The sequence below is a fragment of the Duganella sp. genome (genome assembly GCF_039595735.1).
Classification (GTDB): Bacteria; Pseudomonadota; Gammaproteobacteria; order Burkholderiales; family Burkholderiaceae_D; genus Rugamonas.
This window is the reverse complement of record NZ_JBCNLB010000040.1, coordinates 1-14170: the sequence shown is the minus strand read 5'-3', so window position 1 is coordinate 14170 and position 14170 is coordinate 1. Positions and strand designations below refer to the sequence as shown.

Here is a 14170-nt window from a genome sequence, read left to right as displayed (position 1 = left end):
CTGGTCAAAGCGCGCGTCAAGGACATGGCCGCCTACCGCGAATTCCTGGGCAAAACCCTGCTGCAGAAAGGCGTGCGCGAGACGCACACCTACGCAGTCATGGAAGAAGTGAAGAATACCACCAAGTTACCCATAAAATAGCATCACAGAAATAAATTAGTTGAAGCCGCCTAGGCGCCGGTTGTCACAGACGGGGGACAAATGAAGCATTTGCAGCAAAAGTTGGTGCAACGTGGATTGTGGATTTTGGGGGCGACGGCAGGCGGTACCTGCCTCGCTTACTTGTTCAATCTGATGGGGGCCGGACCGGTGACGGCCGCCATCCCGGCCGCACTGGGCGGGGCGGCAGTGGCGTGGTGGGCTGCACGCCAGGACAACGATGAGGGCGGCGTGCGGCACTTTGCCCATACCGTCGGCGAGGAAATCGACGCCATCATGATCGGCGCCGCCGAAACTTCCTATTTCGTCGACTCGGTCAAGAAGAAAATCGAGCTGGACGTCAGCACCGCCGGCGGCATCGTCCAGAGTTCGGCGCAAAATGCCGACACCACCGAACGCATCGCCGCCAATGCCGAGCGCGCCGCCAGGATCGCCGCCCAGGTGCGCGGCGAAACCGTGGCTGGCCGTACCGAGGCCGACAGCGGCCTGCAGCGCATCCGCACCGCGCGCGAAGACGCGCAGACTGCCGCCGCCGTGATGGCCTCGCTGCAAGCCAATTCCCGCAAGATTTACGGCTTTACCGAGGCCATCAGCGAAATCTCGGCCCGCACCAACCTGCTGGCGCTGAACGCCGCCATCGAGGCGGCGCGCGCCGGCGAACAGGGCCGCGGTTTTGCCGTGGTCGCCAGCGAGGTGCGCCAGCTGGCTTTGCGCACCAAGGAAGCCACCGACGAGATCAGCACCATGGTGCGCGAGATTAACCAGCAGGCCGAAAAGGCGGCCAGCGGCATGACGTCGCTGGCGGTCAAGGTCAGCGAGGCGGCCGGCAATGTGGAAACCGTGCACGGCCTGCTGGGCAATATCGAGCGCTCGTCGGGCGTGTCGGAAGAGGAGATCGGCGAGATCGCGCGGGCTTCGCGCGAGCACGTGGCCACCACCGAGGAGATCGCCCACGCCATCGCCAGCATCCGCGACAGCCTGTTGTCCACCGAGAAGGAATTGCCGCGCGCGGCCAGTTCGGCCATGGCGCTGGCGGAACGGGCCGAAGTCATCACCGGCGCGCTGGGCGAGTCGGATATCGAGAGTTCGCACGATGAAATCCGCATGGCGGCGCAGCGTGCGGCGGCGGAAGTGGGCAAGATTTTCGAGCAGGCCCTCGCCAGCGGCAAGATCAGTAGCGAGGCCTTGTGGGACCGCCATTACACGCCGATTCCCAACACCGATCCGCCCAAGCACAAGACCCGCTTTGACGATTTCACCGACCGCGTGCTGCCGCCGCTGCAGGAAGGCTTGCTGCAAGCCATGCCGCAGCTGGCTTATGCCGGCGCTGTGGATAACAACGGTTATTTCCCCACCCACAACAAGAAGTTTTCCCAGCCGCTGACCGGGAATTATGACGTCGATATCGTCAACAACCGCACCAAGCGGATTTTCAGCGACCGCACCGGCAAGCGCTGCGGCTCCAACACCAAACCCTTCCTGCTGCAGACGTACAAGCGCGATACCGGCGAGGTGATGCACGATTTGTCGGCGCCGATCTATGTGAACGGCAAGCACTGGGGCGGTTTCCGTATCGGCTACCGCTCCAGCAGCAGGTAGCAGCCGTCGTTCCCGCGCAGGCGGGAACCCATGCTGAGCATGCCGGCTTGCGCCGGAATGATGCTAGCGGCTGGACGCCGGCGGGGTGGGTGGGTTGGCCACCCTGCTCTGGGTGACGCTGTTCATCTTTTCCAGATGCATGCGCAGCCACTTGTGGGCCGGGCTGCGCGCATCGCGCTCGTGCCACAGCATGTCCAGGTGCACCGCCGGCAGCTGGAACGGCAATTCCTTGTGGATCAGGGCGTCGGTCATGCCGGTCGCCGCGATCAGGTGGCGCGGCAGCACGGTGATCAGGTCCGAATTGGCCACCACGCGGCCGGCGGTGAAAAACTGGTTCACCGTCAGCAAAATCCGGCGTTCGCGTTGCAGCTGGGCCAGCGCCTCGTCCACCAGGCCGTGGGCGCGGCCGGAGAAGCTCACCAGCAGGTGATTGGCGGCGCAATAGTTGTCCAGGGTCAGCTCTTCCTTGGACAGCGGATGGTCGCGCCGCATCACGCACACATACTTCCCTGAGTACAGGCGCTCGTGACGGATCGGCGAACCGGTTTCATACGACAGCTGCGCCGCCACGCCGGGGAAGAAGCCCACCGCCAGGTCGATATCGCCGCGCAGCAGCATTGGCCGCGGCTCGCGCGTGGTCAGCGGCACCATGCGCACATTGACGCCCGGCGCCTCGCTCTCGATCGAGCGCATCAGCGACGGCAGCCACATGGCGGCGGTAGCGTCGGCCATCGCCATCCGGAAGGTGGCGTGGGCGGCTGAAACATCAAAGGTTTCCGGCGCCACCGCCGCTTCCAGACTGGCCAGCGCGCTGCGCACCGACGGCCACAACGATTCCGCGCGCGGCGTCGGTTTGACGCCGTAGGCGGTGCGGATCAGCAGCTCATCGCCCAGACTTTCCCGCAAGCGCTTGATGGCGTTGGAAACGGCAGGCTGCGTCATGGCCAGATGGCCGGCGGCGCGTGTCAGATTTTGCTCTGTCATCACGGCGTCAAAAACGCGCAGCAAGTTCAGGTCCAGCGTCAGAAAGCTCATAGCGGCTCAGGGTGAGGTGTTGGTGAAATAACGATAGCACATTCCATTCACCAAACGCATAATTGTTATGGAGAAAGAGAATTGGCAACTTATGTTGCGGCGCACTATAGTTACGTCAGATTCTAAGGCTACAGCTACACCATGTCCACCACGATTTCTCTGATGCAAGATTTTTCATTGTTCGCTGCCATTAAGCTGGCGCTGGTTATCGCTGCCGCTGGCGGTTTGCTGGTGCTGTTTCAGCCGCTGCTGCGCGGCTGTGCGCGTGCCGCCGTGCTTGTCGTCAAGCCAAAGTTGAGCAAAGAGGAACGTTTGCAGCGTCGCCAGATGCGCGACGCCATGCTGCTCAAGCGCATGATGAATCGCAGCGATTGCGATCCAAGCCACGCCGCCGAACTGCGCGCCATGGCTGCGCGCGCCTGAAAATCAGCGCGGTAATCGCTACCGCGCTGCAACATCACTTCTCGCCCAGCAAAGCCGGCTTCAAGGAACTGTCGACCGGCTTATCACCCAGCCAGATCCGCAGCACAGCGTTGTAGAACGCCTGGTCCGGCATCAGCTCGCCCAGTTTTTTACCATTCAGATAGCACTGTGTGCCCTCGTTCGGGGTCCAGTCCAGCGATAGCTGGTCGCCTTTTTTCAGCGCCGGGGTCTGCGCGAACACTTCGCCAAACTTGGTGATTTGCGGCAGGATCTTGCTGCGCTCTTCCTTGCTGGTGTTGGCGTTCAGGCCTTCCAGGAAGGCCTTGCCGAAATCATCCGAGCTGACTTCGCGCAGCATGGTGATGGCCACGCGGCGCGGACCCGCCACCGCCAGCACCTCCGGCACCGTGGTTTTCTTTTCGGTCAGGTAGAGGCCGGCGGCGTAGACTTTGAAGATGACCTTGGTGCGCACGCCGGCGCCGTTCAGCTTGAGCGGCTGGCCGGCCAGGGTGATGCTGTCGTCGAATTTGACGCCGGCCACTTCCACGGCGGCAAAGGCAGGCAGGGCGGCCAGCAGGGCGGCCGCCGCCAGGGTACGCAGGGTAGTTCTACGGTTCATGAATGTCTCCGGGTTAGCAGTCGTTCGACTATACCACCGTGGAGACGCAGCGGCGCAATTGGCCGCACGGTCATGCTTTTTTGCGCGTTTTTGGCTCGTCAGGCCTTGCCGGCCTGCAGTCGTTCGTACTTGGCGAACAGCTGATCCTTGGTTTCGCGCACTTCCGGATTGAAAGGAATGCAGCTCACCGGGCACACTTGCTGGCACTGCGGCTCATCGAAGTGGCCGACGCACTCGGTGCACTTGTCCGGATTGATTTCGTAAATTTCCGCGCCCATGTAAATCGCATCGTTCGGGCACTCGGGCTCGCACACGTCGCAATTGATACAGTCGTCGGTAATCATTAAGGCCATGACAGAACTCGCTTATCCGGCCTGGGTGGCGGCAATTTTCTTTTGCAGCCAGCGGTCGACCGATGGGAACACAAATTTGGACACATCCCCGCCCAGCATGGCGATTTCACGCACGATGGTGCCGGAGATGAATTGATACTGGTCGGACGGCGTCAGGAACATGGTTTCGACGTCCGGCAGCAGGTAGCGGTTCATGCCCGCCATCTGGAACTCGTACTCAAAGTCGGACACGGCGCGCAGGCCACGCACGATGACGCGGGCGTCGTGCTCGCGCACGAAATCTTTCAGCAGGCCGGAGAAGCTCTCGACCCGCACATTGGGATAATGGCCCAGCACCTCGTTGGCAATTTCCAGGCGTTCATCCAGCGAGAAGAACGGCTTTTTGTTCTTGCTGTCGGCCACGCCGACCACCAGCGTGTCGAACAGGCCCGATGCGCGACGGACCAGATCCTCGTGACCACGGGTCAGCGGATCGAAAGTTCCCGGATAAACAGCTACTACCATTGCGGCTCCCTGCAGTGCACCAATATAGAACGCGCATTATGCCTGAAAAACGCCAGTTGACTTAAAGTTGCCTTAATTTGAGGCGGTTTTAACGTCAAATACCGCTCGTCAAGCTTTGTATTTTAGTAAGTGATAAAACACCATCCCGGCCTTGTCGGCGCGGATGATGTCCCAGTTGGCCATCCAGTCGGGCGCCTCGCCCTCGGCAAACGCCAGCGACAGGCCGGACTCGGCATACACCAGGCCGCCCTCTTTCAGCAGCCGCGTGCACAGCGGCAGGGTGCGCTCCAGAAAGCTTTGCTGGTAAGGCGGGTCGAGGAAGATCAGGTCGAATTTCTGGCCGCGCGCACTGGCCGACTGCGCTGCCGTCACGGCGTCGCCGCGCGTGATGGTGATGTTGTCGGCTTTCAGTTTGGCCTTGATGTCTTCCAGCTGGCGGACGACCTCGGCGTTGTTATCGATCATGATGACTGACTGGGCGCCGCGGCTGGCCGCTTCAAAGCCCAGCGCACCGCTGCCGGCAAACAGGTCCAGCACCTGCGCGTCGGCCCAGTAGGCGTCGCGCTGGTGGTTGATCCAGTTGAACACCGTCTCGCGCACCCGGTCCGGCGTGGGCCGCAGGCCCAGCGCGCTCAGCACCGGCAGCGGCGTGCGCTTCCACTGGCCGCCGATGATGCGCACCTGGTTGGCGTGCTGCGGACCGTGGACTGGAACTTTGGCTGGTTTGGCGGGCTTGCTGAGAGGCTTCTTTGGCATGTGAGGCTGTTCTAAGTCATTGATTCAACAGGCCATCATACCACAGGGACCATCAGCGCTGCTCCTTCGCCAGGTTGTTGAAGTCCTCGATCCAGCCCTGCATGCGCTTGTGCGCATGGGCTTTCTGGGCCGGCGTGGCAATCTGGATCACAGTCAGGATCAGCTGGATATTGCCTGCCTCGGCCGCATCAAAAAACGCCTTGCGCTCGGACTGCTCCAGGCGGTCGAAGCCTTCCTTGATCAGCGTATGGATCAGCGCCATGGTGGCTTCCTTGCCCAGTTTTTCCTGCTGCACCTTGCGCGCCACCGCCAGGATGTTCTTTTGGCGGCGCTGGCGTTCCTCCAGCCAGATTTCATTGTCCAGCGGACGCGCGTCCGAGGCTTTGCGGATCTGCGCCTCCTGCTCGGCAGTGAAATTGCCGAACCACAGCTCGAATTGCTCCATCGATTTTTGATAGCGGAACTTTTGCTGCGCTTCCCTGTCGCCCTTCATATTCTTTTTGCGGAATTCGGCGTTGTTGGCGGCGAACTTGCGTTCCAGCGTGGCGATCTGATCCGGCTGCAGCGAGCGCGCCAGGTCGGCCAGTTCCGGCAGCGCCTTGAACAGCAACAGCTGGGTGCGGTTCTTGATTTCATCGTAATCGTTTTGCAGGTCGGCCTGGGTGGGACCGGCCGCCAGCTGGCGCTGCGCGGTCTGCAGGATTTGCACATAGTCATGCAGCTGGGTCTTGCGGTGCCAGCGGAACAGCTCGTCGATATCCTTCTTGACCCAGCCTTTTTGCTCGGAGGTGAGGTCGACATAGCCGTCGATCCACCAGTACAGCAGCGTGTCGCCATGGTTGTAGGCCAGCCGCAACGAACTGCAGGCGGTCAGCACGGCCATGACCGCGATCAAGCACAGCCAGTACAGCGTCCGGCGGCCAGCGGGGGGCATGTTAGACTTTTGCATTTCAACACTCACTGATCTGGCTCCACTATGAACGTTGTTATCCTCGCCGCCGGCATGGGCAAGCGCATGCAATCCGCGCTGCCAAAAGTTCTGCACCCATTGGCGGGTAAGCCGCTGCTGCAACACGTACTGGACACCGCGCGCAGCCTGTCCGCCAGCCGATTATGCGTGATTTACGGCCACGGCGCCGAAGCTGTGCAGGCTTTGCTGGCCAAACAGCCGGTGCCGGTCGCCACCGCGCTGCAGGCGCAGCAGCTGGGCACCGGCCACGCCGTCATGCAGGGCCTGCCCGAGCTGGACGACACGGTCCCGACCCTGATCCTGTACGGCGACGTGCCGCTCACCAGCGCCGCCTCGCTGCAGGCGCTGATTGACGCCGCCGGCAACGACAAGCTGGGCGTTCTGACGGTGGTACAGGACGATCCTACCGGTTTGGGCCGCATCGTTCGTGAGAATGGCCACATAGTGCGCATCGTCGAGCAAAAAGACGCCAACGAGGCCGAGCGCGCCATCAAGGAAATCAACAGCGGCATCATGGTGGCGCCGACCCAGCGCCTGAAACAATGGCTGGGCGCGATCAAGAACGAAAACGCCCAGGGCGAGTACTACCTGACCGACATCGTCGCGCTGGCGGTGGCCGATGGCGTGCCGGTGGTGTCGGCCCAGCCGTCGGCGCCGTGGGAAGTCGCCGGCGTCAACAGCAAGGTGCAGCTGGCCGAGCTGGAGCGTATCCACCAGCGCAACATCGCCCACCGCCTGCTGGAACAAGGTGTGACGCTGCTGGACCCGGCCCGCATCGATGTGCGCGGCGAGCTGATCTGCGGAGGCGACGTCACCATCGACGTCGGTTGCGTGTTTGAAGGCAAGGTCGAACTGGGCGACGGCGTGCACATCGGCGCCCACAGCGTGATCGTCAACGCCCGCATCCTGGCCGGCGCGCAGATCAAGCCGTTCTGCCACATCGAGGAAGCGGTGGTGGGCGAGGTTTCCCTGATCGGCCCGTATGCGCGCCTGCGCCCGGGCACGGTGCTGGCCGAGGATGTCCATGTGGGTAACTTTGTCGAGATCAAGAACGGCCAGGTGGCCGCGCACAGCAAGGCCAATCACCTGGCCTACATCGGCGACGCCACCATCGGCTCGCGCGTCAACGTCGGCGCTGGCGTGATCACCTGCAACTACGATGGCGCCAACAAGTTCCGCACTGTGATCGAAGACGACGCCTTCATCGGCAGCGACAGCCAACTGGTGGCGCCAGTCACCGTCGGCCAGGGTGCGACCCTGGGCGCCGGCACCACGCTGACCAAGGATGCGCCGGCCGGCAAGCTGACGGTATCGCGTCCGCGCCAGGTCACGATCGAGAACTGGACCCGCCCGGTCAAAGTCAAAAAGTAAGCGGATTCAGCGCAATCAGAATGACGCCTGCGGGCGTCATTTTTTTGTGGATAAACTTGTGTGTAAGCCCTGCGCAAAGCAGGGAAAACAGATGGATAAATAAAAAATACAGCAGTGAAGTATTCGATCTCCTGTTCCCGCCCCGATTTTTAGCAAATGTGCATAACTTTGTGAGTAAGTGCCGGAATAAGCACTGTATAAGCCTGAATAACTGCGTATAACTTTTTCTGAGTCGTAATCCCTGTGCGTAAACCTGTGGAATAACGGGGGGTAAGCGTTGAACAAGTCGTTCTAGGCCGAGTTCGCCACCGGGCCTGGATCAGCTTGTGGAAAAACCTGTGACTAAGCCTGTGCACACTGCCGGGATAAGCAGGTGCATAAGCCAGGAATAACTGGGGGATAAGGCTGTATAACTGCGATCAGACCGCGATGCGGGTCTCGAATTTGCTGCGGAAAGTCGAGAAGTAAGCCTTCACATTGCGCACATTGGCGTGGCTGGTGAACACCCGGTGTGCCAGCGCGTGATAAGCCGGCATGTCGGCCACCTGCACCACCAGCACAAAATCCGGCCCAGGCGCCACGCGGTAACATTGCAGCACGGCCGCTTCGCTGGCCACCAGCGCTTCAAACTCGGCCATGCGCTCGGCGGCCTGGATATCTAAAGAGATTTCCACAAGCGCCGTCAGGCTGGGACCGACTTTTTCCGGCGCCACGATAGCCACCTGCCGCTGGATCACCCCGCTTTCTCGCAGATGTTTGACGCGGCGCAGGCAAGTGGGCGGCGAAACGTGCACCGCAGCCGCCAATTCTGCGTTGGTTTGAGATGCATCAACTTGCAGCGCGTTGAGAATGCGACGATCTATTTCATCCATAGCTATTATGCGAAATAAAATTTCATAGGGAGGTAGTGGTGAAATTTTATGCCAAATCAGATACAAGTAAGAAAGCATATTTCATCAGCCCTGCTCTACGATGGCTTCCTGACTTAACTGAAGAGGTTTCCCATGTGCGGCATCGTCGGCGCGGTAGCGCAACGCAATATCACCCCCATCCTGCTGGAAGGCCTGAAGCGGCTGGAATACCGCGGCTACGACTCGTGCGGCGTCGCCCTGCATGTGGATGGCCAGCTGCAACGTTCGCGCAGCACCTCGCGCGTGGCCGACCTGGAAACCCAGATCAAGGAAGCCCATCTGCAAGGCTACACCGGCATCGCCCACACCCGCTGGGCCACGCACGGCGCGCCGGCCTCGCACAACGCCCACCCGCATTTCTCGCCCAGCACCGACCAGGCCCGCATCGCCCTGGTGCACAACGGCATCATTGAAAACCACGACGAACTGCGTGCCGAACTGACCGCGCTGGGCTACGTCTTCCAGAGCCAGACCGACACCGAAGTCATCGCCCACTTGGTCGACCACATGTACAACGGCGACCTGTTCGACACCGTACAACAAGCCGTCAAGCGCCTGACCGGCGCCTACGCCATTGCCGTGTTCTGCCGTGAAGAGCCGCACCGCGTGGTGGCTGCGCGCCAGGGCTCGCCGCTGATCGTCGGCATAGGCCAGGGCGAAAACTTCGTCGCTTCGGACGCCATGGCGCTGGCCGGCACCACTGACCAGATCATCTACCTGGAAGAAGGCGACGTGGTCGACCTGCAACTGGGCCGCGTGTGGATCGTCGACAGCAACGGCAAGCAAGTCCAGCGCGAAGTGAAAACCGTGCAGGCGCACACCGGCGCGGCCGAGCTGGGGCCATACCGCCACTACATGCAAAAAGAAATCTTCGAACAGCCGCGCGTGATTGGCGACACCCTGGAAGGCGTCACTGGCATCATGCCCGAACTGTTTGGCGACGGCGCCTACAACGTCTTCAAGCAAATCGATCGCGTGCTGATCCTGGCCTGCGGCACCAGCTACTACTCGGGCCTGACCGCCAAATACTGGATCGAATCGGTGGCCAAGATCCCGGTCAACGTCGAAATCGCATCCGAATACCGCTACCGCGACAGCGTGCCGCACCCCAACACGCTGGTGGTGACCATCTCGCAAAGCGGTGAAACCGCCGACACCCTGGCCGCGCTGAAACACGCGCGCGCGCTGGGCATGGAACACACCCTGACCATCTGCAACGTTGCCACCAGCGCCATGGTGCGCGAGTGCAAACTGGCCTACATCACCCGCGCCGGCGTGGAAGTGGGCGTGGCCTCGACCAAAGCCTTCACCACCCAGCTGGCCGCGCTGTTCCTGCTGACCCTGTCCCTGGCGCAGGTCAACGGCCGCCTCAGCGACGCTGAAGAAAGTGAACACCTGAAAGCCATGCGCCACCTGCCGGTAGCGATCTCGGCGGTGCTGGCGCTGGAACCGCAAATCATCGCCTGGGCGGAAGATTTCGCGCGCAAGGAAAACGCCCTGTTCCTCGGCCGCGGCATGCACTACCCGATCGCGCTGGAAGGCGCGCTCAAGCTCAAAGAAATTTCCTACATCCACGCGGAAGCCTATCCAGCGGGTGAGCTGAAGCACGGCCCGCTGGCGCTGGTGACGGAAGAAATGCCGGTGGTCACGGTGGCGCCAAACGACACCCTGATCGAAAAGCTGAAATCGAACATGCAGGAAGTACGCGCACGCGGCGGCCAGCTGTACGTGTTTGCCGACGTCGACTCGCGCATCACCTCAGGCGAAGGCGTGCACGTCATCCGCCTGCCGGAACACTACGGGCTGCTGTCGCCGATCCTGCACGTGGTCTCGCTGCAATTGCTGGCCTACCACGCCGCCGTCGCCCGCGGCACCGACGTCGACAAGCCGCGCAACCTGGCCAAGTCGGTGACGGTGGAGTAATCAGTCTACCCAGACTATGATTGCTGTGTACGCGGAATAAAGTCGGACACCAAGGAATAAAGTGTGACACCGAGGAATAAAGTGTGACACCGTGCGCCAGGTGATAAGTCACTAAAAGGGCCGGTTTTTGAACCGGCCCTTTTTCATCAGGTCAGAAGTCGCGGTAACCATTATTGATTAAGTACTCTATGTGAATCGTTCTAGATCGCTTGTGGAGACATCCCGAAAACCCGATTTTTAGTTCCAGTGACATTCAGATAGACATTGAAACTATCAATCAGTCAACACTTGTTGCTGACCTTGTAACGATGTGGCATTGTGATTTTGATCAAAAGTCACTTCGACATGACTACACCGGACCAAAATTACGAATCTTTGAAGGCTGTCTATAAGGTCTGCATCGAAACCCGCAACTTCGAGATTAACCAGCTCATCCAGCGAAACAACTTCTTCATGCTCTTTCAAGGCGTGTTGTTAGCGGCCGCATTGCAGAATCAAGGAAGTAAGCCAGTTGTTGAGCTGATAATTTGCCTTACCGGGATCTTTGTTTCCATTTATCAGTTACAGATGGCGAGCGGCGCCAAGTACTGGCAGGAATGGTGGGAAAGTCGGCTGGAGGAATATGAGCAAAAGCTCGGTGAACATCAAGATGCAAACGATGCGAGTTTCCATGACCTCTTCACGGCGTCCTCAGATAAAGTCCACTCAGTCATATCTGAGCGCCTGCGGCGCAAGTCAAAAGGGAAGCTCAGCAATCTATTAATTTTGCAAGCCTATCAGGTTGGCCGAGCTCCTATCAAAGTCAGTTTGGTGTTGACTTTGGCCTGGCTAATGCTGACCCTTCATTGTATCGACTTCAGCTCCATCCCCCTTCCACCCGGCCTCGTAAAAGGTTTTACGTTTGCCGCCCAGCCGAAATGAAAAAGAAAGAGACCAATGCCCTATTCTTTGCAGGACAAACTGGTTGTCGGCGTCGCCTCCAGCGCGTTGTTCGATTTAAGTGAATCAGATAAAGTTTTCCGAAGCCATGGTGAGGCGGCCTACCGGAAGTACCAAGAAGACAAGCTCAACGAACCGCTTCCCGTCGGCATCTCCTACTCTTTTATCAAACGGTTGTTGTCATTGAATGATCTCTCTGAAGATGGTGATCCTCTGATTGAAGTCGTATTACTATCACGCAATGATCCAGACACCGGTCTCAGAGTCATGAACACCATTAAGCACTACGGACTTGGCATCACGAGGGCAATCTTTCAGGCTGGGAAATCTCCTTACGAATATATTCGGCCATTGAATATTTCTCTGTTCCTGTCTGGGAATAAAAGCGACGTCGTAGAAGCAATCGCATCTGGTCTTCCAGCCGGATTTGTAATGGATTCCATGAAGATCGACGATGAAAAAGACAAGACGCTTCGAATTGCGTTCGACTTCGATGGAGTATTGGCGGACGACAAATCAGAGCGCGTGATGCAAAGCTCAGATCTAGAACATTTTCATGCTCACGAGATAGCAAACGTCATGGAGCCACATGGCGGTGGTCCGCTGAAAGAATTTCTCCTGCGCATATCGAAGATCCAACTTGCAGAGGAATCGCGAAAACAAATCGATCCTGGCTACAAAAATCGCTTGCGCGTATCGATCGTGACTGCTCGCAATGCGCCGTCGCACGAACGAGCCATCAACACTTTGAAGAATTGGGGCGTTATGGTAAACGACGCATTCTTCCTCGGTGGCATCGCTAAAGGAACGATTCTGGAGGTGTTGAAGCCGCACATTTTCTTTGACGATCAGGCTGGCCACTTAGCCTCTTCAAGCCCAGTGGCCCCATCAGTTCATATTCCATTTGGTATAACCAACCTGGCGGCTTAACTGAGAGAGAAAATAGTGTCGGTTGTTCTGGCCTTGGCTGAAGATCCGATGAGAATTTGCTATAGGCTCCGACGTGCCGACGGCAACGCGAAGTGCTTTCAAATCTACCGCCTGAAGCGATTGAGGAGGCGTTGCATATGGGTCAACATGACCCACATGCAACGCGGCACCATGAGTCAATTAACGGCGCAATTGGTATTTCTCAAGTGCTTGTTTTTCTGTTTAAATAGAGAGTTTGGTGGGCTCGTTTGCATGCAAACTGACCCAAGTCACTTTTCTTTGGACTGGCTCCAGTTCATCAACCAAGTTGCAAGGTCAGTCGCCACAAAATAGGTCATAGCGACTGTGTCCCATCGCCCTACTCCTTCATCATGAAGGAGCCCCCTAGCGACTAGTTCGGAACATGCTAAGCGTACAGAGATCAGCGAATATTCGTTACCTAGTTCGTTCAACAGCGGTGCCGACAGTCCATCCAATAAAGTCTCGCCTGGTTGAGTCTTCAATGCTATGACTTTCACCCCAGCAAATGCATTCATTCCCTCTGGTGCCGCCAACGCTGCCCCCAGTATACTCATATGAATATCCTCAAGGTCCGCCAACAGCCGCGTCGCCATATCAGCGTCATCCCATGGCCGAACTTCCGAAACTTGAGTAGCAACGATTTCTGCAAAACGCTGAGACTTTTGAGGCGTTCGCGATCGTGAAGCTTTTTCCAAACAGGAAATCATGAAATCGATAAAATCCTCGCCGTCCAGGTCGATACTGCCAACTTCGACATGCAGCAGGCGATCATGTAGCTGGCCGACAAATCGCTCCAAGCGAGCCATTTGGAGACGCGATCCCCGCCCCGATAAAATCGTGTCGATTGCTCCCCCCACTACTGGAACAAACTGGACCGCTGCACGTAGCGTGTCCATTGAAGCGTATCGCTCTACGGCGTGGTCCACGGCGGCCTTAACCGCTTCACATTTAGCGGACATCTTGTCACTGTTCTCCATTTGAGTGGTTAAGGATAGCGACTGACATACAGTTCTTCTCTGCTTGCTTCGGATTGAATTGCAATCGTAGTCGGCTTTTGCGGAATTCTGTCATTAGCTTGACTTCTGTCCCTGTGCATATGCACGTAAATGATGCATTGCTGCGGTATTCGGGTTGAGCCCCCGAAGAATGGTCTCCCTGGTACTTCCATCAGGCAGATACACTACAAGCGTTTCTTCAAAAACCTCGTACTCAGCGCGGTAACTCGTTCCGTTTTCGTTATGCGTAATTTCAGTCATCATCAGTCTGGATTAGTTGGCGACCGCTTTGGTGATGGCGGCCTGCTAGAACTCTAACTCATCTAACACCCTTCGTGTCCGATCGGGATTCGACGCTGGTACATGCGTGACCAGATTCCTCTACGCGAGATCGCCAGGCGACTAGGCATCTCTCGCGATACTGTCCGGTGCTACCTGCGTTCGGAGATCACTGAGCCCAGCTATGCCGAACGCCATATCGCGAGGGGACTGGACGAATATTCTCTGCAATTATCGGGATGGCTGAAGAGCGAGGGATTGTGTCCCACGACGTGGTGTATGAAGAATTTGCCTGAAACGGCGAAGGAAGGCGGTCTGAAGAGGCGGCCATTGTGATTCTTGAGGTAATGTTGGGTTTGCGAAGACCTTAACGTAACCAGTAG

Annotated in this window: 15 protein-coding genes; 7 read left to right on the top strand and 8 right to left on the bottom strand. The window is 58.5% G+C overall.

The genetic code is table 11. From position 1 onward, the window contains the following. Positions 1-141: Lrp/AsnC ligand binding domain-containing protein (locus ABDW57_RS27990; RefSeq protein WP_343733419.1), on the top strand; the 141-nt coding region annotated here is incomplete at its 5' end. Positions 142-201: 60 nt separating this feature from the next. Then, the gene (locus ABDW57_RS27985) at positions 202-1758 is read left to right on the top strand and encodes a methyl-accepting chemotaxis protein (protein ID WP_343733417.1); all 1557 of its coding nucleotides are present in this window, start codon (positions 202-204) and stop codon (positions 1756-1758) included. Positions 1759-1821: 63 nt separating this feature from the next. Here ABDW57_RS27985 and ABDW57_RS27980 read toward each other — a convergent pair whose 3' ends face one another. After that, positions 1822-2793, bottom strand: coding sequence for a LysR family transcriptional regulator (locus ABDW57_RS27980; RefSeq protein ID WP_176646813.1), 972 nt, complete (start codon positions 2791-2793; stop codon positions 1822-1824). 141 nt (positions 2794-2934) lie between these two features. Here ABDW57_RS27980 and ABDW57_RS27975 point away from each other — a divergent pair, with 141 nt between their 5' ends. Further along, the gene (locus ABDW57_RS27975) at positions 2935-3216 is read left to right on the top strand and encodes a hypothetical protein (protein ID WP_343733416.1); all 282 of its coding nucleotides are present in this window, start codon (positions 2935-2937) and stop codon (positions 3214-3216) included. Positions 3217-3250: 34 nt separating this feature from the next. Here the strand turns inward: ABDW57_RS27975 and ABDW57_RS27970 are convergent, their stop codons facing one another. The 5 genes from ABDW57_RS27970 to ABDW57_RS27950 form a co-directional block, all read right to left on the bottom strand. After that, entirely contained in the window at positions 3251-3835 is a 585-nt protein-coding gene (locus ABDW57_RS27970) for a chalcone isomerase family protein (protein WP_343733415.1), read from the bottom strand. A 98-nt stretch (positions 3836-3933) separates the two neighbouring features. Next, positions 3934-4188 carry a YfhL family 4Fe-4S dicluster ferredoxin gene (locus ABDW57_RS27965; RefSeq protein ID WP_343733414.1) on the bottom strand — a complete coding sequence of 85 codons (255 nt, stop codon included), beginning with the start codon at positions 4186-4188 and terminating at the stop codon, positions 3934-3936. A 12-nt stretch (positions 4189-4200) separates the two neighbouring features. Continuing rightward, positions 4201-4692, bottom strand: coding sequence for a pantetheine-phosphate adenylyltransferase (gene coaD / locus ABDW57_RS27960; RefSeq protein WP_155464665.1), 492 nt, complete (start codon positions 4690-4692; stop codon positions 4201-4203). Positions 4693-4800: 108 nt separating this feature from the next. Further along, positions 4801-5448 (bottom strand): 16S rRNA (guanine(966)-N(2))-methyltransferase RsmD, encoded by a 648-nt coding sequence (gene rsmD / locus ABDW57_RS27955; protein WP_343733413.1) that lies wholly within the window; start codon positions 5446-5448, stop codon positions 4801-4803. 52 nt (positions 5449-5500) lie between these two features. Beyond that, positions 5501-6397, bottom strand: coding sequence for a DUF6279 family lipoprotein (locus ABDW57_RS27950; RefSeq protein WP_343733412.1), 897 nt, complete (start codon positions 6395-6397; stop codon positions 5501-5503). Positions 6398-6424: 27 nt separating this feature from the next. On the opposite strand from ABDW57_RS27950, the gene glmU reads away from it, so the two are divergent. Next, positions 6425-7789, top strand: coding sequence for a bifunctional UDP-N-acetylglucosamine diphosphorylase/glucosamine-1-phosphate N-acetyltransferase GlmU (gene glmU, locus ABDW57_RS27945; protein WP_343733411.1), 1365 nt, complete (start codon positions 6425-6427; stop codon positions 7787-7789). A gap of 419 nt (positions 7790-8208) precedes the next feature. Here the strand turns inward: glmU and ABDW57_RS27940 are convergent, their stop codons facing one another. Next, positions 8209-8661 carry an Lrp/AsnC family transcriptional regulator gene (locus tag ABDW57_RS27940; RefSeq protein WP_343733418.1) on the bottom strand — a complete coding sequence of 151 codons (453 nt, stop codon included), beginning with the start codon at positions 8659-8661 and terminating at the stop codon, positions 8209-8211. A gap of 132 nt (positions 8662-8793) precedes the next feature. On the opposite strand from ABDW57_RS27940, the gene glmS reads away from it, so the two are divergent. The 3 genes from glmS (at position 8794) to ABDW57_RS27925 (ending at position 12492) form a co-directional block, all read left to right on the top strand. Continuing rightward, positions 8794-10623, top strand: coding sequence for a glutamine--fructose-6-phosphate transaminase (isomerizing) (gene glmS / locus ABDW57_RS27935; RefSeq protein ID WP_343733410.1), 1830 nt, complete (start codon positions 8794-8796; stop codon positions 10621-10623). Between the two features lie 345 nt (positions 10624-10968). Then, positions 10969-11544: a hypothetical protein gene (locus ABDW57_RS27930; RefSeq protein WP_161006396.1), complete on the top strand. Its 576-nt coding sequence runs from the start codon at positions 10969-10971 to the stop codon at positions 11542-11544. Between the two features lie 15 nt (positions 11545-11559). Next, positions 11560-12492, top strand: coding sequence for a 5'-nucleotidase (locus ABDW57_RS27925; RefSeq protein ID WP_343733409.1), 933 nt, complete (start codon positions 11560-11562; stop codon positions 12490-12492). Between the two features lie 269 nt (positions 12493-12761). Here ABDW57_RS27925 and ABDW57_RS27920 read toward each other — a convergent pair whose 3' ends face one another. Next, the gene (locus tag ABDW57_RS27920; protein WP_343733408.1) at positions 12762-13409 is read right to left on the bottom strand and encodes a hypothetical protein; all 648 of its coding nucleotides are present in this window, start codon (positions 13407-13409) and stop codon (positions 12762-12764) included. Positions 13410-14170: the final 761 nt, after the last annotated feature.